The organism is Neobacillus soli NBRC 102451, from assembly GCF_001591665.1.
Taxonomy (GTDB): domain Bacteria; phylum Bacillota; class Bacilli; order Bacillales; family Cytobacillaceae; genus Neobacillus; species Neobacillus soli.
The window spans coordinates 24,649-46,044 of the sequence record NZ_BCVI01000012.1; the positions used below are offsets into that span (position 1 = coordinate 24,649).

A 21,396-nucleotide genomic window follows, 5' to 3' on the forward strand; every position below is an offset into this window, starting at 1 on the left:
AAAAAAATAGGCTAATTGCCTAAGATATCCTATGAAGAGGAGGGAAATGTGTGAATGCCTATTCGATAAATTTTGAGAAATGTAGAAGGGAAGATTGTAGATGAATCAGAACAGTGGAGAAATCCTCGAAATGACTCGCTTTCCTTCGCCAAATCCATTGGTGGAGTTGAAGGTAATTACTTATTTCTCCAATGGATTAAGAGTGAAGGGAATGCTGGCGGAACCGATTGGGGAAGGAACTTTTGATGGGTTTCTTTACCTGCGCGGCGGTATTAAAAATGTCGGCAAGGTCAGGCCGGCAAGGATTGCCCAGTTTGCGGCTGAGGGCTTTATTGTTTTTGCCCCTTTTTATCGTGGAAACCAAGGCGGGGAGGGTAATGAGGATTTTGGCGGGGATGACCGGGAGGATGCTTTTTCTGCCTTTTTATTGCTAAAATCGCTTCAGAGGGTACGGGATATTCATATCTTTGGTTTTTCGCGGGGCGGCGTAATGGCGCTGCTGACGGGGCTCCACTATCCGGAAGCAGTATCTGTTGTGACCTGGGGCGGAGTCAGTGATATGTCGCTTACATATATGGAACGGAAGGATTTACGCAAAATGATGAAAAGGGTCATTGGTGGCACACCTGCAAAGTATCCTGAACGTTATCAAGATAGAACACCCCTTTTTCAGTTAGAAAAGCTGGAGGCTCCTGTGCTTATTATTCATGGTGTTAACGATCATAATGTTTCCGTGGAGCACGCCTACAGGCTGGAACGAAGGCTAAGGGCATTAGAAAAACCGGTCGATTGTTGGTATTTTGATGAGTTTACGCATTATTTTCCACCTGCCGTAAATAGAAAAGTCGTTCAAGATCTCTCAAATTGGATGAAAAAGCAAAGCAAAAGATGGTAATATATAGTTAATACAAGCAGAGGAGCGGATTTATTATGGGCATGCCCCTTGAATTAAACACGATGATTGTAACAAAAGGAAGAGAGAAGAGGGTAGAGGAAAACGTCTTCTTGTTAGAAAAAGAAGGATACAGACTTTATCCGATCGAGATTCCCATTGATGTTAGAAAAACGATGGATAGTGATTCAAGTGGAACGGCATTGATAAAAAAAGTGGAGTGGCAAAATAACACAACGACATTAACCTATCAATTGGTATCATTAAATTCAACGAATTAAGCAGGGGATGTTGAATACCAGCTTTTTCTTTTGGATGAATGAGTGTTGATAAAGCCCAAAGACAGGAAAAAAGATGCTTGGCGGTCGATAAGGAGGGCTCATAAAGCCCAAAGATAGGAAAAATTAGTCCGACCGGTCGATATAGTTTAGGTGTGATGGGATATTCCAATCTGGTCGTTATCGGAAACCAACAGATCAATAATCTAAAAGAGCGATCCCGCAAAGGAATCGCTCTTTTGGTTAACAAGATTATTTAAGCAAGAGGGCCGCCTTTTTCCTCAATTTCCACAGCTACATTACTAAATTTCTTAAAGTTCTCACGGAACTTCCCGGCAAGTTCCTTAGCTTTTTCCTCGTAGGCCTGCGGGTCTGCCCATGTTTTATTTGGCTGAAGGACATCATCAGGGACACCGGCAATATGAAGCGGAATATTTAAGCCGAAGATTTCATCCTTAACCGATTCTACATGATTTAGTTCGCCTTCAAGGGCGGCCTGAACCATGGCTCTTGTGTAGGAAAGCTTCATTCGATTGCCGACACCGTATTCGCCGCCGGTCCAGCCTGTATTTACCAAAAATACATTTGCGTTATGTTCAAGTATTTTTTCACCAAGCATTTCAGCATAACGTGTGGCAGGAAGTGGCAGGAAGGGAGCACCAAAACATGTTGAGAAGGTAGCTTCCGGTGATGTCACACCACGTTCCGTTCCAGCAAGTTTAGAGGTATACCCGCTTAAAAAGTGATACATCGCCTGTTCTTTTGTTAGCTTTGAAATTGGTGGTAATACACCGAAGGCATCGGCCGTTAGAAAAACAATCGTATTTGGATGACCGGCAATACTTGGCAGGATGATATTATCAATCGCATCGATTGGATAAGCTGCTCGGGTATTTTCTGTCAATGTCCCATCATCATAATCTGGTATCCTAGATTCCTGATTCATCGTTACATTTTCAAGCACGGTGCCAAAGCGAATCGCATCAAAAATCTGTGGCTCTTTTTCACGCGTTAGATTGATGCATTTGGCGTAGCAGCCGCCCTCAATATTAAAGACACCATTGGATGACCAGCCATGCTCATCATCACCAATAAGACGGCGATTTGGATCAGCAGACAGAGTTGTTTTACCGGTTCCGGATAAACCAAAAAATAAAGCAACATCCCCTTCCTGGCCAACATTCGCTGAGCAGTGCATGGAGAAAATATTGTTTTCAGGCAGCAAATAATTCATCACCGAGAAAATAGACTTTTTCATTTCACCTGCATATTCTGTCCCACCAATTAAGATGATTCTACGTTCAAAGGAGACGATTATAAAGGTTTCTGAATTTGTGCCGTCGATTTCAGGGTCTGCCTTGAAATTAGGTGCGGAAATCACCGTAAATCCAGCATCATGTCCCAGCAATTCGTCCTCAGCAGGGCGAATGAACAACTGATGGGCGAATAAATTATGCCAGGCCAATTCGTTGACAACTTGAATGGGCAATTGGGACTTCTTATCCGCTCCGGCAAAGCCTTTAAATACGTAGATTTCATTTAGTTGTTTTAAGTACTCAAGGACTTTATGATATAGGTTAGTGAACGCCTCTTCAGAAATTGCTTGATTGGTCGGACCCCAGGCTATTTTATCCTTTGTGGACTCTTCCATGACAATGAATTTATCCTGTGGCGAGCGACCTGTATATTTACCAGTAGAAACGCGAACCGCTCCAGTTGAGGTTAATGTTCCTTCGTTCCTGCTTAATATTTTTTCAACTAATTGTGGAACGGATAATTGCACGTGGACATGGCTTTCTTTTAACAATTGCTGTAATTCATTTGGAATTTGAACAGAATTCATATAAAGAACCCTACCTTTATTTTGGTTTTTTAATGTAAATGATAATAAATAGTATAACACATTGATTCCATTAGTCTATACTATTCAATGAAATTAGGTTGTCCTTTTTTCATTATTCACTTTATTTCATTTGAGTTATGGAAATTATTTAGTAATGGAAAAATGAACAAAATCATCGTAAGATTTTTCGTAAGGCTTTTTCTGAAAAAATCTTTAAAAATTCATTGACATTGTTCGATATTGTGGAGTATTATTCTACTTTGAACGGATACTCTCTTATCCTGAGCTGGTGGAGGGACAGGCCCTATGAAACCCAGCAACCTGCAATATGAAAAGGATGACCTAAAATAGGTCCTTTTTCAAGTGCAAAGGTGCTAATCTGACGCAAGGCTCGCGCCTTGAACGATAAGAGCGAAAGGCCCGGAACAACCTTTCCTCGATAGTGGTAAGGTTTTTTGTTTTGTATAAGTCCTTTTATGAAAAGAGTCTATCATAAAAATCCTTTGTTTATTTCATACTAAGGGGAATGAGTACCGTATCAATTCACGAGTTTCACGAAGTATTCCTGTAACCTTCATGAAACCTCGATTATCTCATATTATAGGAGGAATTCAGATGTCAAGAAACGTGCGTTTGTTCACTTCTGAATCAGTCACTGAAGGTCATCCTGATAAGATGTGTGACCAAATTTCTGATTCCATATTAGACGCCATTTTGGCAAAGGATGCTAATGCTCGAGTTGCGGCTGAAACTTCAGTAACTACCGGATTAGTTCTCGTTGCTGGCGAAATCACTACGTCTACATACGTGGACATACCAAAAATTGTTCGTGAAACGATTAAAGGGATTGGTTACGATCGTGCGAAATACGGCTTTGACTCCGAAACTTGTGCTGTATTAACTTCGATTGGCGAACAGTCTCCCGACATCGCGATGGGTGTTGATCAGGCACTTGAAGCACGTGAAGGCCATATGTCTGATGAAGAAATCGAAGCCATTGGGGCCGGGGACCAAGGTTTAATGTTTGGTTATGCCTGCAATGAAACGAAAGAGCTTATGCCACTTCCGATATCCTTAGCACATAAGCTTGCCCGTAAATTAACAGAAGTACGTAAAGATAAGGTACTTGAGTACCTTCGTCCAGACGGAAAAACGCAAGTAACCGTGGAGTATGATGAAAATGACAAGCCCGTGCGCATTGATACGATTGTTATTTCTACTCAGCATAATCCAGAGGTAACGTTAGAGCAAATTCAACGTAACCTGAAAGAATATGTCATTAACCCGGTTGTACCAAAAGAACTAATCGATGAAAACACAAAATATTTCATTAATCCGACTGGCCGTTTCGTTATTGGCGGACCACAAGGGGATGCCGGCTTAACCGGTCGTAAAATTATTGTTGATACGTACGGCGGCTATGCGCGTCATGGCGGCGGTGCCTTCTCTGGTAAGGATCCAACAAAGGTTGACCGTTCTGCAGCTTATGCAGCTCGTTATGTCGCTAAAAACATCGTTGCTGCGGGCCTTGCTGATAAAGTAGAAGTGCAGCTTGCCTATGCTATTGGTGTGGCTAGACCTGTTTCCATTTCGGTTGACACATTTGGCACAGGAACAGTGAGTGGAGAAGTATTAGTTAATCTTGTTAGCGAAAACTTTGACCTTCGCCCAGCAGGAATCATTAACATGCTCGACCTTCGCCGTCCAATCTACAAGCAGACGGCTGCATACGGTCACTTCGGCCGTACCGATGTGGACCTTCCTTGGGAGCGTACCGATAAAGCAGATTCATTACGCGAACAAGCAAATCGATAATAAAAAGGTGAGTTGCATGTAAATGTGACTCTCCTTTTTTATTATAAAGTGAAATTAACTTTTCAAGACTTTTCCAATAATCTTAATGTGATGCACCGACTGCTCCTTCTGTTGCATGATTGAATTGGTAGGGAACATTCTGGTAGTAGCCTTCCTTCGCTAAGGTAAATTCAACGATTGCCCTCCGCGGGCTGGAAGCATGACTGTTTGCCAATCCCTTCTGGATTGTCAACACCGAACTAGACAATCTTTTTAAGGTGTGTAAGTCTATATTCAATATGGCTTAAATAGTCTAGCGTTCCGTGAATCGAAGATGATTAAACCAATGATAATCTTGTAACTCACGTGTCAGATTCTCCGAGGAATGAAAAGAACGCTCTTTTACAAATTCTGTTTTAATGATTTTAAACTAGGCTTCAGCCACCGCATTATCATATGGGTAACCTTTCATACTAAGGGAACGTTTAATATCTTTTATCGACTCTTACATATGTCAAATCGCTTACAATTGCCTTTAACTGCTCGTCCTGTTTAAACTCACGGTCCAGTTCATTAGCCTGGGCTGATTCATTACACGTTTTCGTTTGTGGCTTAAACTGAGCTACGGTATAGGTAGTGACAAGGCCCTGTTCGTTCATAATCCAGCCGATTCGTCGTCTTGAGATAATTTTCCCTTGCTTTTTTAATTCAAATTTTATTTTACAAGTTCCATAGTTTTGACGGCTAGGTGGCTTTAGGTAGTTGAAGGACTTTGCACATTGCTGATATCGAGTATTTGTCTCAGTTATTCCGGATCACATATACTTTCGTCCTAGTATCAGCGCAGCTTGCTTTAAAATATCGTTCTCCATCAACAGTTGCTTATTTTCCTTACCCAGTTTGTTCAATTCAAGTTCTTCTGGGGTTTGGTTGCCTTTCTCCTTAAATGAACCAGTAGTTTTGTTTTGCCCAATCCATTTATCTAAAGAGGACGGAGTCAGATCGTACTCACGAAATATATCCTTTCTTGGTTTGCCATTCGGATATAGTTGTACCATTTGATTTTTAAATTCCTCGGAAAAGGTTCTTCTCTCTCTTTTAGTCATCGTAGATTCTCCTCAGCTATATTATCTGTAGTCTACTTGGCCCTAAAATATCTGTCTAGTTAAGTGTAGCTCATCCAAAATTTATCTCAATATTATTATAATTTACCCCATTTTCAGTATATTGCAAAAATAAAATAAATTAAAAATAATTATTGCAGAATGCCCAATTATAATGATATTCTATGTTTGGTAATAAAATACAGAAATAGAAATAGGGGAAGTTATTTTGAAGAAATTATTTTTTACTATTTTAACAATTCTATTAATCTCTACTGGTTTTAACATTTCGAATGCTAAAGGACAAACAATGAACAAATCTCAAGCAATCTTACAGCAGGGATTCAAGGGTGATTGGCAAGATAGATTTCATGAAAGTCTATTATTTTCAGAAGCAATCTTACACCAGGGAAATAAGTATGAAGGAGATACATTATCTTCTGAGAGTTCAGAAAGTTTAGCGAGTAATGCAAACGACTTTTCATTAGATGAAACCAATTTTAATATTACTGGTGAAATTGGTGACCAACCTTTTGATATAACAGCTGATATAAGCGATGATGAATTGATAAACGTCAATGAAACCCTTGGCCTCTATGAGGTTGTTAGTATCTATGTTTATAGCAATGATGTAAAGATATATTTAAAAGAAAATGAAGATATTATTGAATTTTCTTATAAATATAGAGTAGTTGCTGCGGAAGATGATGAAGATACTTTATGTTTGTCATATCATCCATACTGGTTCACAGAAGTACTTGAAAGTGAACCAATGAAAGCAGCAATAATAAGACCCATGGTATATAACACAAATTATACCGAGAGAATTACAAGATCATTTAACGTTTGGGATACAAAATATACTGAAACAATGGATGTTGGAATTTTCTTTAACTGGCCAGAATCTGTTCTGAGATCAGCATCCAATGAACAATGGACAACTAAATTAAAGGTAATTAATAATTCTACTAGTGTGGTAGAAAAGGAAAGAAGAAAACTTATTCCAAATCGAGCTTAGAAATTTTAGGTGCAAAATTTTATTCCGCAACAGATAAAGGACAATTTTTAAAATCAGTTACTACTACTTTTGTAGGAAATAAAACAGATAAGAAGAAAAGCAACATATTTTTCTCATGGTCATACACTATACCAAATACTCCTATGACGATTAACTATAGCCCACCTGAAACAAAAAGGTTTACTGAAAAAGATAATAATTATTATTCGTTTGACTATACAGGAAGTAAAAGGTCTCAACAATTTAACGTGGATTGGGATAAGTATTTGTACCATTTAGTAACAGCCGATGATTACTATGAAACACGCAGCGTAATACAAACAGATTCATCAAACATTAATGTAGGTGAAAATGGTTATAAGGTTCGTTGGGAATATTTTGTGAGAAGTACTTCAATTAATGGTGGGGTGCCTACTCCAGCTCTTACAAAAGACTTTACCTTCAATAACACTCTTTACTATAAGGTAAAATAATAACGGGTTTTTGTTGCTCGTAAAGGGTATGAAAAATTGTTGGAAAGCCAATCTTTTTTAGTTTTTTTTTAGGGTCCTGTTATGAAAGTGAGCTTACCGTTGTAACTCCCATTTTAATGACGGGACCCTTTAAAGAAAAAAATTCATCTATGCAAACTTTAGCCGCAAATATGCATAGATGGCTGTCACCATCTTACGAACCTACTATAACTTTTGTTTAGGAATAAACTCAAAAGGAAAGGGAGAATTAACACTCGCTCAACAGCTTGGTATTACAGACAAACTGTTTTTTCAGGAGGTGTAACTTTTATATTGAAGTATTTAAATTGGCTATGCGGTCTTGCGTTTTTATTTGGAATTATCTTTATAATATATGGGTGGACTCAATCGTGGGTTTCAGGTTGCCGTACTGGAGAATGTGAAAATATTATAATTGAACATACTGTTAGACAATATGCATTTATTATTGGTGGAGTAATTCTACTTTTTGTTGGTACTGTAATAGATGCAATAATAAAACTTTGGAGAAGTCAAATTAGTTGAACTAAATATTTGAAAATAGTAGAGCTTAGGGCAGACCCTAAGCTCAATCGCGAGGGAATCAGATTCAATTGCCTGGATTGCAGATTTATTTTGAAACCCAAATGAACCTTCAGAAGGTGTGTTAAATGGTCTGCCGAATGCTACTTTTCCCCCCTGAAATGTGGTTGAATTCTTGCGTATATTACTTCAGCCCATTCCACTAGAACCCAGACCCCGATGTGTTTAATTTATGTACTTCAGGAATATGGAAATTAATGTCCAATTACCACTTTGAAAGATGTACTCCCCGTTAATAAGGATTAATTGGAATAAAATGTTTAAGTAGGTCAATAGAAGTAAATAATGAATAAACACTAAATTTCCTTATGTTCTCAGTGCCTTTTTTTAATAAAAAGTGGTAGTATAAGTGAGTATGTTTTTTTGCAAACCGTCCTTATAAAGGATATTTAGAATGGAGTAGGTGAGGTACATAATGTGCGGTTTTATAGGTTGTGTACACGACAAAGCACAAAACTATAGTGATGAACAAAAACAGCAATTTAAAAATATGAACGATATCATCACCCATCGCGGCCCGGATGATGATGGATTTTATTATGATGACCATATTCAATTTGGTTTCCGGCGCTTGAGTATCATTGATATTGAGAGCGGCCATCAGCCCCTAACGTATGAGAACGAGCGTTACTGGATTATTTTTAACGGCGAGGTTTATAACTATGTAGAGCTGCGCGAAGAGCTTCTTAAAGAAGGCTTGGAGTTTGCAACGAGTTCTGATACTGAGGTTATTATCGCTCTTTACAGTCACTTAAAGGAAAAAGCAGTTGATAAATTACGCGGCATGTTTTCATTCGTTATTTGGGATAAACAAGAACAAACGCTTTATGGCGCGCGTGATCCGTTTGGAATCAAACCATTCTTTTATTTTGAAGATGGGGATCGAACTTTCTTCGCATCTGAGAAAAAAAGTATTTTGCTTGCTCTCGAAAACGATGTGATTAACTATGATTCCTTGCAGCATTATTTAACGTATCAATTTGTTCCTGAACCATACACGATGTCAGAGGGAATAAAAAAATTAGAGCCAGGTCATTATTTTACGAAAAAAATTGGCGCTAACATGGAAATTAAAAAATATTGGAAGGCGCAATTTACGCCGGTCCATAAATCAGAACCTGATTTTATCAAAGAAATTAAAGATGTCCTCTTTGACTCGGTTAAAATGCATATGCGCAGTGATGTTCCCGTTGGTTCGTTCCTTTCTGGAGGGATTGACTCTTCCATCATTGCATCGATTGCCAAAGAATATCACCCGGGTATTAAAACCTTCTCTGTTGGCTTTGAACACAATGGCTTCAGTGAAATTGATGTGGCGAAGGAAACAGCTGATAAGCTTGGCGTCGAAAATATTAGTTATGTGATTACACCACAGGAATATATGAACGAAATTCCGAAAATCATGTGGCATATGGATGACCCGCTGGCAGATCCAGCCTGTGTGCCGCTTTATTTTGTGGCACGTGAGGCAAGAAAGCACGTAACGGTTGTTCTTTCTGGTGAAGGTGCTGATGAGTTGTTTGGCGGTTATAATATTTACCACGAACCCCAGTCCTTAGAGGTGTTTAATAAAATCCCAAGAGTAGGAAAAATACTCTTAAAATGGATTGCTAACATCATGCCTGAAGGGATGAGAGGTAAAAGCTTTATCGAACGCGGCGTCACACCGATGGAAGAGCGCTATATCGGGAATGCAAAAATGTTTACGGAAGTAGAAAAACGTGATTTATTAAATGTTTACCATGAAGGCTTAAACTATTTGGATATTACGAAGCCGCTCTATGAGGAATCTAAGGGTTATGATCCAGTTGACCGGATGCAGTATATTGATATTCATACATGGATGCGCGGTGATATCTTATTAAAGGCAGATAGAGTAACGATGGCCCATTCGTTGGAGCTTCGCGTTCCCTTCCTTGATAAAGCCGTCTTTGAGGTGGCATCGAAAATTCCAACCAGCTTGAAAACGGTTCATGGCACGACGAAATATATTTTGCGTAAAGCAGCGGAAGGCGTTGTACCGGCACATGTGCTTGATCGCAAGAAACTGGGCTTCCCTGTGCCGATTCGCCACTGGTTAAAGAATGAAATGAACGAGTGGGCGAAAAAAATAATCCGTGAAAGCAATACGGATCATTTAATCAATAAAACGTACGTATTGCGATTGCTTGAGGACCATTGCCAAGGCAAGGCTGATAACAGCCGAAAAATTTGGACAGTGCTGATGTTCATGGTTTGGCATCAGGTTTATGTTGAGGATGTCTATTCCTTTCAACGAGATTTTGCTCTTAAAAAAGAATTACAAACAATGAAACACTAATTTTGGAAGCACCCATTCATTGTGATGGGTGCTTTTTTTACCATCTTTTATTAAAAAGGCCATAAATGACGGAAAATGAGCCAATACTCGCTAAAAATGAGCCAATCATCTCAAAAATCAGCCATAAAACAAATAAAATGAGCCAATAAATTTATTTCTAGATGATTTTATTAAATTAAGATTGCAATGACTTATAATATTGGGCCTTCTCCGCATATTCTGTAGAGATTCTTTCCATATCTTTTATATCTTCTGGTGTTAATTCTCTAATAACTTTGGCCGGTCTGCCAAATGCTAAAGTATTAGGGGGAATTTTCTTTCCTTGTGGAACAAGGCTTCCGGCTCCGATAAAAGCGCCTTCGCCGATTTCGGCTTGATCAAGGATAATGGACCCCATCCCAATTAAGGCCTTTTTTCTAATGATACAGCTATGAAGGGTCACTTGATGTCCAATGGTCACTTCATCTTCTAAAATTAGCGGGTTATTGGGGCTTTGGTGTAAAATAGAGTTGTCTTGGATATTTACTTTATTACCGATAATGGTTGGGGCTACATCCCCTCTAATCACCGTATTAAACCAGACACTTGACTCTTCACCGATTTCCACATCACCAGTTATCGTTACATAATCGGCAATAAATGCTGTCTCAGCAATCAGGGGATACTTATCTTTAAATGGATAAATCATCTTATTCGCTCCTTTTTATGAGTTTACTTTTTTAAAAAATAAACTGCCATTCAATAAGTTTATAGTAAAATGAATAAAAATTTCAACAATTGCTATCTAGGGGGAAGAAATATGTGGAAGTGGGAAGCAGAAGGGGAAGCTAAGGCTGTCATCGTCATGGTTCATGGGGCTATGGAGCATCATCGCCGCTATGGCTGGCTGATTGAAATGTGGCGTTCCTCAGGATTTCATGTTATTATGGCTGATCTCCCGGGGCAAGGGATGACAACTAGAGCCAACCGCGGCCATATAGATTCCTTCGATGAATATATCATTGAGGTGAAGGATTGGATCCAAGCGGCTTATCGTTATGACTTACCAGTTTTTTTACTTGGACACAGTATGGGTGGGCTAATTTCAATCCGCCTCTTACAGGAAGAAAGATTGAATATCGCAGGAGTGATTCTTTCTTCCCCTTGTTTAGGATTGGTTCAATCCCCTTCGAAAATTTTGGATGTTCTCTCCCGTGTTTTAAATGTGGTTTTTCCATCGTTACGAATGGACTCCGGCTTGACTGTCCAAATGGCGACAAGAAACGATGAAGTTCGTGAGGCTGATTCGAATGATACTCTTTACGTCACAAAAATTTCAGTCAGATGGTACCGGGAACTGGCAAGTGCTATGAAAGAAGCCTTCCAGGTTATCGGAAAAACACAGGATATCCCGATGCTTGTCATGCAAGGCGGAGATGACAAGATTGTTAATAAAGACACCGTCAAGGAGTGGTTCAATCACGTTCCATTATCAGAAAAAAGATTTAAAGTGTGGCCGAAGTGCTACCACGAAATCTTTAATGAACCGGAGCGGGAAGAGGTATTTGAATACGCCAAGGATTTCGTTAATAGTCAATTAAAATCAATCGGATATATCGTATAAGAAAAGCGTAAGCGACCGTTTTTCGAAGTCCACAAGTCGCTGGTCACTTAAGTTGGACAAATTTCAAAGTACAATATGTAAATTTTTATTAAATAGAAAGGTTGTTGTTTCCATGATGCCAATCACTCTTATGTCCCGGGTTTATCGCAAAATACTTCCAGCTGCCCATCAAGAATTGGCCTATTGGAAAAGCCGTGCAGAACAGATCCCAAATTCAGAGCTAAGAGGTCAGGCTTTAGCAAGCATTGAGCATAAGACGTTCCACTGTGAGGGAGGATCTATCCTTGCCCTCACTGCCAAAGAGGAGTATAAACAAGCGGTAAAGTTTATCGTTGCCTATCAAACGATCAGCGATTATTTAGATAATCTTTGCGACCGAAGTACATCTTTGGATCCTGACGATTTTTCGGCACTGCATGAATCGATGTCAGATGCGCTTAGCATAGATGCTAAGAAGAAAAACTATTACCGGCTTCGTGAAGATCAAGATGATGGCGGGTACTTAAATGATTTATCGGAAACCTGCCGTTCTGTTCTTAGGGAATTAAAGCATTATGATGTCATCAAGGGTTATCTTCTTGAACTCTGTGAATATTATTGTGCATTGCAAATTCATAAGCATGTCGTTCAGGAGGAGCGGGTCCCCCGTCTAGAAACGTGGTATCAAAGCAACCAACAGCATCTTCCTGAGATGGAATGGTTTGAGTTCTCGGCCTGTTCCGGTTCGACATTGGGGATTTTTTGTTTAATTTCGTATGCGATGCGTGAAGATTTTCAGGTGAGTGATGCTGACAATATTCGTAAAGGTTATTTTCCATATATTCAGGGTCTACATATTCTTTTGGATTATTTTATTGACCAGGAAGAAGATATTGCCGGAGGGGACTTAAATTTTTGTGCCTACTATGATAGTCAAGAAACACTTTTTAAGCGCTTAAAGCATTTTGTTGTCGAGGCCGACCGGCATACGGAATACCTTCCGCATAAAAAGTTCCATCAACTTATTAATCGCGGCTTATTAGGGATTTATTTATCGGATGCGAAGGTACGTAAACAAAAGGATGTTCGTAAGCTTGCAAAAGGAATCATTAAATCCGGAGGCTGGGTCAGCTATTTCTTTTATTTTAACGGCCTTGCCTATCGGTCATTTCAAAAATCTGTGCCAGCGTTTGTCACAAGAATGCTGGCAAAATAAAAAACCAGGTATTGGCCCTGGTTTTTTAGATCTTTTCAATCGCAATGATAAAGGCGGGATGATTTTGCTGATTAATAAATTGATATTGGAGTACATGGGCAGTATGTTGATCAATTTGCTGACAATAGCCCAGCAACGAATCCCGTTCCTCAACACCGCCTTTGTGTCCATGGTAAATGACAAGGATGATAATGCCTTCAGGTGCCATCATCTCCAATAACTGCTTTGTTGCAGCAATTGTTGTTTCAGGACGGGTGACAATGGTTTTATCGCTGCCAGGCAGGTAGCCTAAGTTGAAAATCGCCCCTGTTATCTTGCCGTGATCATCGGCAGGAATCAATGTAGACAGGTTTTCGTGCCCTCCGTGAAAAATGGTCACCCGCTCCGACAAGCCCTGCTGGGTTAACCGCTTCTTGCTTGAAGCAATTGCTTCTTCTTGCACATCGAAGCCGTAAACCCTCCCGTTTTCCCCAACGAGTCCTGCTAAAAACACAGTATCATACCCATTTCCAATGGTTGCATCAACAGCGATATCTCCGGGTTTAACCGCTTTTTCGAGTAAATCATTTGCAAAAGGTAGAATCCGCTTCATTTTCATGTTTCCTTCACCTAGTTACCTTTGTAAAATTTCCCCTGCCTGCTGTCTCTTCTTTTCAGTTCCGCATCAATGGAGTTTAATACTTCCCACTTATTCACACTCCACATTGGGCCGACCATTAGGTCAATCGGTCCATCACCGGTAATGCGATGAACAATCATTTCCGGTGGTAAAATTTCTAATTGATCGCATACTAACTTTACATAGTCTTCTTGCGAAAGAAATTCCAGCATGCCTTTTTCATACTGTTTGACCATTGGCGTGCCTTTTAGCAAATGGAGCAAATGAATCTTAATTCCTTGGACATCCAATTTAGTCACTTCACGGGCAGTTTCCATCATCATTTCAGTGGATTCGAGCGGCAGCCCATTAATAATATGCGTGCAAATGCGAATCCCGTGTTTTCTTAGTTTTTTGACACCTTCTTGATAGGATTGAAAATCATGGGCCCGATTGATCAGTGATGCAGTCTGTTCGTGAACCGTTTGCAGCCCTAACTCTACCCATAAATACGTTCTTTCGTTTAATTCAGCCAAATATTCAACGACATCATCAGGAAGACAATCAGGACGGGTTGCAATTGACAAACCGACGACACCTTCCTGCTTAAGTACGGTTTCATATTTTTCACGTAGTACGTCAACAGGTGCATGGGTATTTGTGAACGCCTGAAAGTAGGCCATGTATTTGCCATCTTTCCATTTAGTGTGCATTTTTTCCTTTATTTCGTTGAATTGTGTTTCCAGGGTCTCAACACGATTGCCGGCAAAATCCCCTGATCCAGACGCGCTGCAAAAGGTGCAGCCGCCATGTGCGACCGTACCATCACGGTTTGGGCAATCAAAGCCGCCATCAAGGGCTACCTTAAATACCTTATGGCCAAATTGGCCGCGAAGGTGGTAATTCCATGTATGATATCGTTTATCATCTGTGGCGTATAAGAAAGGTTTCGTGTGAAGCATTCAGAAAATCTCCTTTGGTTTTTAATACATAACCTAAATTTTATCATGAAGGGAAAAGCATATCCAACTGTAAAAAAATTTGGCAGGAGTTTTTATGTTATAGGAAAAAGAATGGAGAACACAATAAGTTATGAAGCTGTTTGCTTCAATGTAGATATGCGGCAACAACATGAAGGGGGATCGAAGAATGGCTACTCGCGATTCAATGGATAATTTAATGCAGCAGGTTGAGGATTCAATTCGATATGCCGAGGAACAATACAAACAAAGCAACCTTCAAGAGCAATATAATAACGATAATTTCACACAAGCGCTGCAACAAATTGAAGGAACCTACCAGGATATTGCCAAGATGGCACATAGTGCAAATTCGCAGCAACGGGAACAACTCCATCGAATGAGGCTGCAGATTCAGCAGTTGCAGAACGCGATGATTCTAGGGCAATAAGAGGAGGAGAAACCTTTTGAAAAAACGATCCAAGCAGCAAAACCCTGAACAAAAAACCCGTAATGGTATTAATAATCAAGATCTCGAAATTGGGCAGGATTTTGATCTTGTGAAACAAGCAAAAAAGGTCTATGAAAAAACAGGCGGCCAGCCTGTCAAATCGAAATTCCATCAAGAAAATGGACAATAAACCAAAAAGTACGAATCTCTCAACAATTGTTGAGGGATTTTTTTGTTTTCCATTACATGAAAAATAGCTCCCAAAAGCGTCATTCGCCTCTGTTATCAAGTAGTACTAAAAAATAGACTCTTCTATTATATTCTTATTCGTCCCGCTTAGAAGGATTAAGAAATTTTCGGAAAGAGCCCGTATTATGCGTTTTGGCCAACTCTTCCAGGGCCACTTTCCAGAAGCCAAATAACCTGCCGATTAGACTAGCATACTGCGGAATCATTTCCCATCGGTCCAGGAAATCAAAAAGGATTGCACCCAACCTGAAAAAGGAATAAAATAAATCTTTGGTAATTGAAATAGTTTAATGCGAAGGAGCGTTTTTCATGCCACGTGCCTTATGGCTTTTAATCATCGGGATGGCAGTGAATGTAACAGGCTCTTCTTTTTTATGGCCTTTAAACACAATCTATATTCACGATCATTTAGGAAAATCATTATCGGTTGCCGGAGTTGTCCTGATGCTTAATTCGGGGGCAAGTGTAATCGGCAATCTTTACGGCGGCAGTCTTTTTGATAAAATAGGCGGCTATAAATCTATCATTTTAGGAATTGGTATTACGCTGGCAGCTCTTGTCGGATTAACGTTCTGGCATGGCTGGCCGGAATACATTGTCTTCCAAATTATCATGGGATTTGGTTCAGGGATCGTTTTTCCAGCGATGTTTGCGATGGCAGGTTCGGTTTGGATAGAAGGCGGTCGAAAAGCCTTTAACGCTATTTATGTTGCCCAAAACCTTGGAGTAGCAGTGGGGGCAGCCCTTGGTGGGCTTGTTGCAGCGTACTCCTTTCAGCTAATCTTCCTTGCTAATACAATCATGTATATCATCTTTTTACTAATAGCTGTGTTTGGATATAAGGGAATCTCGGCTAGTTCGGGAAAACAAGCTGCGATTGATATAGAAGGTCCCATGGTTAAAAACACAAAAAATCTACAGGCATTATTGATTCTATGCACAGGCTATATGCTGTGCTGGGTGGCCTATGTCCAGTGGCAAACAACAATTGCCACCTATACACAGGAAATCCACATTTCGTTAACGCAATATAGTTTATTATGGTCAATCAACGGTGCGTTAATTGTTGTTGGTCAACCGGTTTTAAATGGTGTGCTGAAGCATCTTACGGCCACATTAAAAATTCAAATGTTAATTGGTGTCGGAATTTTTATAGTTTCATTTATTGTTGCTGGCTATGTCAGTGCATTTACAGGCTTCCTAGTGGCTATGATTATCTTAACAATTGGTGAAATGTTCATCTGGCCTGCAGTTCCTACAGTGGCCTTTAATTTAGCACCAAAGGGCCGCGAAGGCTTCTACCAGGGAATCGTTAACAGCACCGCAACAGGCGGGAGGATGCTTGGACCATTACTAGGAGGCATGCTTGTTGACCTATACAGCATGTCAGCACTATTTATCGTATTGATTGGACTATTCCTCATCGCAATTGTGACCACCTTGGTCTACGATCGAGGTATAAAAACGAAAGTGGTGTCAGGCACCGTCCGTGGACAAATGTAACATTTGTCCACGTGGGGAGGACAGTGGGGGATATCTCCATTGTCTTTTTTTGTGTTTAAATGGGAGATAATCTGTCCATCCTGAATTTAGGCGCAAGTTTACTTGCATACCGTCGAAAAATTTAATACAATAACCGTAATACTTTAATTACTTTTATATTAAAAAACAGTGATTAGGAGTAGTAATGGTTCTTACCCGCACAAAGAGAGTTGACGGCTGGTGGAAGTCAACCGGGTAGATCATGAACTCGCCTATGAGTTGCAAGCATGAAGGAACAGTAATGTTTGCCGTTTTCCGCGTTAAGGATGAATGAAGCGAGTGCAAGCAAACAGCACTAATGTGGGTGGTACCGCGGGAAGATACATACAATCCTCTCGTCCCTTTTTGGGATGAGGGGATTTTTTACTTTTTTTAGGAGGAACAAACGATGAACTTTAACCATCAACAAATCGAAACAAAGTGGCAAAAGAAATGGGAAGAAGAAAAAACATTCAAAACAAGTGAAGAATATGATAAACGAAAATTCTACGCTTTAGATATGTTTCCATATCCGTCGGGGGCAGGACTCCATGTTGGACACCCTGAAGGCTATACAGCAACCGATATTCTTTCCCGCTTAAAGCGGATGCAGGGTTATAATGTTCTTCATCCAATGGGCTGGGACGCTTTCGGGCTGCCAGCGGAACAATACGCATTGGATACAGGGAACGACCCAGCTGAGTTTACGAAGAAAAATATTGATACCTTCCGCCGACAAATTAAAGCGCTTGGATTCTCCTATGATTGGGACCGTGAAGTCAATACAACAGATCCCGAATATTATAAATGGACACAATGGATTTTCTTAAAGCTTTTTGAAAAAGGCCTTGCCTATATTGATGAAGTAGCGGTGAACTGGTGCCCTGCACTTGGAACAGTATTGGCTAATGAAGAAGTTATCGACGGTAAAAGCGAACGTGGCGGACATCCGGTTGAGCGCCGTCCGATGAAGCAATGGATGTTAAAAATCACCGCTTACGGTGACCGTTTACTTGAAGATCTTGAGGAATTAGATTGGCCAGAAAGCTTGAAGGAAATGCAGCGTAACTGGATTGGGCGCTCTGAAGGTGCGGAAGTAACCTTCCAAATCGATGGCCACGATGAAACGTTCAACGTATTCACGACCCGTCCGGATACACTGTTCGGTGCAACGTATGCAGTACTTGCCCCTGAACATTCTTTTGTTGATAAAATTACAACGTCTGAACAGCGCGCTGCAGTCGATGCTTATTTAGATAAGGTTAAGACGAAGAGTGACCTTGAGCGGACAGATCTTGCGAAAGAGAAAACAGGCGTATTTACCGGTGCTTATGCCATCAATCCCACCAATGGCGAAAAAATGCCAATCTGGATTGCTGATTATGTATTAGTAAGCTACGGAACTGGTGCGATTATGGCTGTTCCCGCACATGATGAGCGCGATTACGAGTTTGCCAAAGAATTCAATTTAACGATTATACCAGTTGTCGCAGGCGGGGATGTCGAGAAGGAAGCCTATACAGGGGACGGAAAGCATATCAACTCTGATTTCTTAAATGGCTTGAATAAGACGGAAGGCATTCAAAAAATGATTGCCTGGCTTGAAGAGAAAGGGATCGGAACGAAGAAAGTAACCTTCCGCTTACGTGATTGGTTATTCAGCCGTCAGCGTTATTGGGGTGAACCCATTCCGATTATCCATTGGGAAGATGGCACGATGACAGCTGTTCCTGATGATCAGCTTCCATTGATGTTACCAAAAACAAAAGATATCAAACCATCTGGAACAGGAGAATCGCCACTTGCTAATATTGTAGACTGGGTAAACGTGGTTGATCCGGAAACTGGTAAAAAGGGCCGCCGCGAAACGAATACAATGCCGCAATGGGCGGGCAGTTGCTGGTACTATTTACGTTATATTGATCCGAAAAATGATCAGGCTCTTGCTTCCCAGGAAAAATTAAAACATTGGCTTCCGGTAGATATCTACATTGGCGGCGCCGAGCATGCCGTACTACACTTGCTTTATGCACGTTTCTGGCATAAGTTCTTGTATGATATCGGAGTTGTTTCAACAAAAGAGCCATTCCAAAAGTTGTTTAACCAAGGGATGATTTTAGGCGAAGGCAATGAAAAAATGAGTAAATCAAAAGGAAATGTTGTCAATCCTGATGATATCATTGACAGTCATGGAGCCGATACACTACGCTTATATGAAATGTTCATGGGACCACTTGATGCCTCGATTGCCTGGTCCGAAAACGGCTTGGATGGTTCACGCCGCTTCCTAGACAGAATCTGGCGTTTACTAGTGGAAGAAGACGGATCATTAACTCCAAAAATCCAGTCCATCGAAGAAGGGTCTGATTTGGAACGGGTTTATCATCAAACCGTGAAAAAGGTAACCGAGGATTACGAAGGATTAAGATTTAACACCGCTATTTCGCAAATGATGGTATTCATTAATGAAGCCTACAAAGCAGCCGTTCTTCCAAAGGATTATATCGAAGGCTTCGTCAAATTACTTGCACCTGTTTGCCCGCATGTGGCAGAAGAGCTTTGGGAAAAGTTAGGCCATGGTGGTACAATTGCATATGAAACTTGGCCTGCATATGATGAATCGAAGCTAGTCGAAGCAGAAGTTGAAATTGTTATCCAAGTAAATGGCAAGGTAAAGACTAAGCTCATGGTACCAACGGATGCAAGCAAAGAAGTATTAGAAGGAATCGCGATGGACGATGACCATGTGAAGGAACAAATCGAAGGAAAAACGATTCGCAAGGTCATTACCGTTCCGGGTAAACTTGTCAATATCGTAGCAAACTAGAACAATAGGCATCCCCCGGTTCAATAAAGGGGGATGTTTTTCTGAAAGGGATGATTGGGATGGAAGAATTAGAAATCATTACACCGGAAGAATTAGAGAAGAAGCTTAAGGCAGGGGAGAAACTTGAGCTGGTTGATGTAAGGGAAGATGAAGAGGTAGCTTACGGGATGATACCGGGGGCGAAGCATATTCGGATGGGCGATATTCCTGCCAATCTAGATTACTTTGATAAGGAAAAGGAATATATTTTGATCTGCCGCTCGAGCCGACGCAGTGAAAACGTAGGCTATTACCTTCAAGAACAAGGCTATAAGGTCCGCAATATGATTGGCGGCATGCTTGCTTGGACAGGCGAGACAGAACACGTAGAATAACCGATTCCACTTGGAATCGGTTTTCTTTTTTTAAAATTGTATTTATGACATTATTTTTGTGATTTGCAACATATTGATGGGCAATTAGGACATATTTTCTGCCAATTGCGTCTTACTTTTAGGGCATATACGACATATTTTCGGTGACTTACGACATATTTCCAGAGACTTACAACACATTTTCAGTGACTTACAACACATTTTCAGTGACTTACGACAATTCATGGAAATTAATTGGAGGTTACGGAAAATCCCGAATACTTACGTCGCACTTTCCTCCTATTATGAAGAACTGGTATTCTATTAGACCGGATTCATTGCCCATGGACCACTTTTCAGTTCCCCTTTTTGATTGCCTCGGGATTTATCAACCGCTTTCTACAATTTATCGACCGATTCCTAGAATATATCAACCGAATTGAACATTTTATCAACCGTTTCTAGAATTTATCAACCGTTTTCCCCATTTTATCGACCACTTGCCTTTTCACCCGCAAACTTTGGTGAAACACCTCACTAAAAGGCTAAAAAGCCAGGGTCCTTTCCTTGCTCAGGTCATTATCTTTTTCATTTATGACCTAATTTTAGGGTATTTTTCAAAAAAGTTCTTGGTTATTTATGGGGGGAATATGCAAGTACCTAATACTCACTATATCCTCTCCTCTAATGTGATGCCGAAAGCTGCTGCGCAGCATAATCCCCATAATAAGTAATGGAACAATATTCATAACTGCAACCACAACCCCTTGATAATCAGTACCAATCAATAACCCCGCTGTGAGTTAAAGCTATCTTCTGACGGCTGATTTGAATTATTATCAGGCGATTGCCCTTGATTAAAGGACATTTGATTATTTGCATTACCGCTATTGGAAAGTCCAAGATAGGAGACCATTCCAGCTACTAAAGCCAAGCTGCCAAAGCTAACACCCCAAGAAATTCGTTGTTTTTTGTCCAATTTCCTTGCTCCTTTCAAAATAAGAACTATCTTTCTAAAAAGGAGTTTACAAGTTCAACCTTAAAATAATCTTAATTTTTCACTAGTATTATTTTTAAAATTCAGAAAAGTGGTTAATACTGATTAGTAAAAAAGAGAGGGAGAATCCAGTGATACAGGTTAAACTGTTTGATCGAGAGCATGAGAAGGATTTAGAAAAGGAAATGAATCGCTTTTTAAAAGGGATTGATGAAAGAAGCCTGCTCGATATTAAATATAATGTGGCAGCAATGCCTGAAGAGGAAGAGGATGAACAGATTTATTGCTTTTCGGCGATGATAATTTATAAGGCCTGACAAAT

21 protein-coding genes, 1 pseudogene, 1 riboswitch and 1 other annotated feature are annotated in these 21,396 nt (G+C 40.2%); of the genes and pseudogenes, 15 read left to right on the forward strand and 7 right to left on the reverse strand.

The window, feature by feature from the left end:
* Nucleotides 1-100 precede the first annotated feature (100 nt).
* Both BSO02S_RS04705 and BSO02S_RS04710 read left to right on the forward strand, forming a co-directional pair.
* Nucleotides 101-895 (forward strand): alpha/beta hydrolase family protein, encoded by a 795-nt coding sequence (locus BSO02S_RS04705; RefSeq protein WP_066063264.1) that lies wholly within the window; start codon nucleotides 101-103, stop codon nucleotides 893-895.
* 35 nt (nucleotides 896-930) lie between these two features.
* Nucleotides 931-1,173 carry a DUF2584 domain-containing protein gene (locus tag BSO02S_RS04710; RefSeq protein ID WP_066063267.1) on the forward strand — a complete coding sequence of 81 codons (243 nt, stop codon included), beginning with the start codon at nucleotides 931-933 and terminating at the stop codon, nucleotides 1,171-1,173.
* A gap of 253 nt (nucleotides 1,174-1,426) precedes the next feature.
* On the opposite strand, the gene pckA is transcribed toward BSO02S_RS04710, so the two are convergent.
* Complete coding sequence (gene pckA / locus BSO02S_RS04715) at nucleotides 1,427-3,013, reverse strand: phosphoenolpyruvate carboxykinase (ATP) (protein WP_066063272.1); 1,587 nt, start codon at nucleotides 3,011-3,013, stop codon at nucleotides 1,427-1,429.
* Nucleotides 3,014-3,286: 273 nt separating this feature from the next.
* Nucleotides 3,287-3,425: riboswitch (SAM riboswitch) on the forward strand.
* A 203-nt stretch (nucleotides 3,426-3,628) separates the two neighbouring features.
* On the opposite strand from pckA, the gene metK reads away from it, so the two are divergent.
* Nucleotides 3,629-4,828: a methionine adenosyltransferase gene (gene metK / locus BSO02S_RS04720; protein WP_066063275.1), complete on the forward strand. Its 1,200-nt coding sequence runs from the start codon at nucleotides 3,629-3,631 to the stop codon at nucleotides 4,826-4,828.
* Nucleotides 4,829-4,910: 82 nt separating this feature from the next.
* On the opposite strand, the gene BSO02S_RS26875 is transcribed toward metK, so the two are convergent.
* Nucleotides 4,911-5,063 (reverse strand): hypothetical protein, encoded by a 153-nt coding sequence (locus BSO02S_RS26875; RefSeq protein WP_169802717.1) that lies wholly within the window; start codon nucleotides 5,061-5,063, stop codon nucleotides 4,911-4,913.
* 4 nt (nucleotides 5,064-5,067) lie between these two features.
* A pseudogene (locus BSO02S_RS26140) lies at nucleotides 5,068-5,913 on the reverse strand (transposase).
* Nucleotides 5,914-6,139: 226 nt separating this feature from the next.
* Between BSO02S_RS26140 and BSO02S_RS04735 the strand changes: the two are divergent.
* From BSO02S_RS04735 to asnB, 4 genes are all read left to right on the forward strand, one after another.
* The gene (locus BSO02S_RS04735) at nucleotides 6,140-6,928 is read left to right on the forward strand and encodes a hypothetical protein (RefSeq protein ID WP_066063281.1); all 789 of its coding nucleotides are present in this window, start codon (nucleotides 6,140-6,142) and stop codon (nucleotides 6,926-6,928) included.
* A gap of 143 nt (nucleotides 6,929-7,071) precedes the next feature.
* Nucleotides 7,072-7,401, forward strand: a complete 330-nt coding sequence (locus BSO02S_RS26880; RefSeq protein WP_142303699.1) for a hypothetical protein — start codon at nucleotides 7,072-7,074, stop codon at nucleotides 7,399-7,401.
* 312 nt (nucleotides 7,402-7,713) lie between these two features.
* On the forward strand, nucleotides 7,714-7,944 hold the full coding sequence (locus BSO02S_RS04740; protein ID WP_066063284.1) for a hypothetical protein: 231 nt from the start codon (nucleotides 7,714-7,716) through the stop codon (nucleotides 7,942-7,944).
* Between the two features lie 472 nt (nucleotides 7,945-8,416).
* The gene (asnB, locus tag BSO02S_RS04745) at nucleotides 8,417-10,321 is read left to right on the forward strand and encodes an asparagine synthase (glutamine-hydrolyzing) (protein WP_066063287.1); all 1,905 of its coding nucleotides are present in this window, start codon (nucleotides 8,417-8,419) and stop codon (nucleotides 10,319-10,321) included.
* A gap of 175 nt (nucleotides 10,322-10,496) precedes the next feature.
* On the opposite strand, the gene BSO02S_RS04750 is transcribed toward asnB, so the two are convergent.
* The gene (locus tag BSO02S_RS04750) at nucleotides 10,497-11,009 is read right to left on the reverse strand and encodes a gamma carbonic anhydrase (RefSeq protein ID WP_066063290.1); all 513 of its coding nucleotides are present in this window, start codon (nucleotides 11,007-11,009) and stop codon (nucleotides 10,497-10,499) included.
* Between the two features lie 111 nt (nucleotides 11,010-11,120).
* Here BSO02S_RS04750 and BSO02S_RS04755 point away from each other — a divergent pair, with 111 nt between their 5' ends.
* Together BSO02S_RS04755 and tbcS are read left to right on the forward strand one after the other, a co-directional pair.
* The gene (locus tag BSO02S_RS04755) at nucleotides 11,121-11,924 is read left to right on the forward strand and encodes an alpha/beta hydrolase (RefSeq protein WP_066063293.1); all 804 of its coding nucleotides are present in this window, start codon (nucleotides 11,121-11,123) and stop codon (nucleotides 11,922-11,924) included.
* Nucleotides 11,925-12,036: 112 nt separating this feature from the next.
* A complete protein-coding gene (gene tbcS, locus BSO02S_RS04760; RefSeq protein WP_066063296.1) occupies nucleotides 12,037-13,119 on the forward strand; it encodes a tetraprenyl-beta-curcumene synthase in 1,083 nt (360 codons plus the stop codon).
* 25 nt (nucleotides 13,120-13,144) lie between these two features.
* On the opposite strand, the gene mnmM is transcribed toward tbcS, so the two are convergent.
* Both mnmM and mnmL read right to left on the reverse strand, forming a co-directional pair.
* On the reverse strand, nucleotides 13,145-13,717 hold the full coding sequence (gene mnmM, locus BSO02S_RS04765; protein WP_066063300.1) for a tRNA 5-(aminomethyl)-2-thiouridylate-methyltransferase MnmM: 573 nt from the start codon (nucleotides 13,715-13,717) through the stop codon (nucleotides 13,145-13,147).
* Nucleotides 13,718-13,728: 11 nt separating this feature from the next.
* On the reverse strand, nucleotides 13,729-14,679 hold the full coding sequence (mnmL, locus tag BSO02S_RS04770) for a tRNA modification radical SAM protein MnmL/YtqA (protein WP_066063302.1): 951 nt from the start codon (nucleotides 14,677-14,679) through the stop codon (nucleotides 13,729-13,731).
* A 187-nt stretch (nucleotides 14,680-14,866) separates the two neighbouring features.
* Here mnmL and BSO02S_RS04775 point away from each other — a divergent pair, with 187 nt between their 5' ends.
* The 5 genes from BSO02S_RS04775 (at nucleotide 14,867) to BSO02S_RS04795 (ending at nucleotide 20,098) form a co-directional block, all read left to right on the forward strand.
* A complete protein-coding gene (locus BSO02S_RS04775; RefSeq protein ID WP_066063303.1) occupies nucleotides 14,867-15,127 on the forward strand; it encodes a YtzC family protein in 261 nt (86 codons plus the stop codon).
* A 16-nt stretch (nucleotides 15,128-15,143) separates the two neighbouring features.
* The gene (locus BSO02S_RS04780; RefSeq protein ID WP_066063307.1) at nucleotides 15,144-15,317 is read left to right on the forward strand and encodes a glycogen biosynthesis protein GlgD; all 174 of its coding nucleotides are present in this window, start codon (nucleotides 15,144-15,146) and stop codon (nucleotides 15,315-15,317) included.
* 368 nt (nucleotides 15,318-15,685) lie between these two features.
* Nucleotides 15,686-16,879, forward strand: a complete 1,194-nt coding sequence (locus BSO02S_RS04785; RefSeq protein WP_066063310.1) for an MDR family MFS transporter — start codon at nucleotides 15,686-15,688, stop codon at nucleotides 16,877-16,879.
* Between the two features lie 159 nt (nucleotides 16,880-17,038).
* Nucleotides 17,039-17,264, forward strand: a binding site (T-box leader).
* A 42-nt stretch (nucleotides 17,265-17,306) separates the two neighbouring features.
* On the forward strand, nucleotides 17,307-19,724 hold the full coding sequence (gene leuS, locus BSO02S_RS04790) for a leucine--tRNA ligase (RefSeq protein ID WP_066063314.1): 2,418 nt from the start codon (nucleotides 17,307-17,309) through the stop codon (nucleotides 19,722-19,724).
* A 59-nt stretch (nucleotides 19,725-19,783) separates the two neighbouring features.
* The gene (locus BSO02S_RS04795) at nucleotides 19,784-20,098 is read left to right on the forward strand and encodes a rhodanese-like domain-containing protein (protein ID WP_066063391.1); all 315 of its coding nucleotides are present in this window, start codon (nucleotides 19,784-19,786) and stop codon (nucleotides 20,096-20,098) included.
* Between the two features lie 763 nt (nucleotides 20,099-20,861).
* On the opposite strand, the gene BSO02S_RS04800 is transcribed toward BSO02S_RS04795, so the two are convergent.
* Entirely contained in the window at nucleotides 20,862-21,056 is a 195-nt protein-coding gene (locus tag BSO02S_RS04800) for a hypothetical protein (RefSeq protein ID WP_066063317.1), read from the reverse strand.
* A 149-nt stretch (nucleotides 21,057-21,205) separates the two neighbouring features.
* Between BSO02S_RS04800 and BSO02S_RS04805 the strand changes: the two genes are divergently transcribed.
* Entirely contained in the window at nucleotides 21,206-21,391 is a 186-nt protein-coding gene (locus tag BSO02S_RS04805) for a sporulation protein Cse60 (RefSeq protein WP_066063320.1), read from the forward strand.
* The last annotated feature ends 5 nt before the right edge of the window (nucleotides 21,392-21,396 follow it).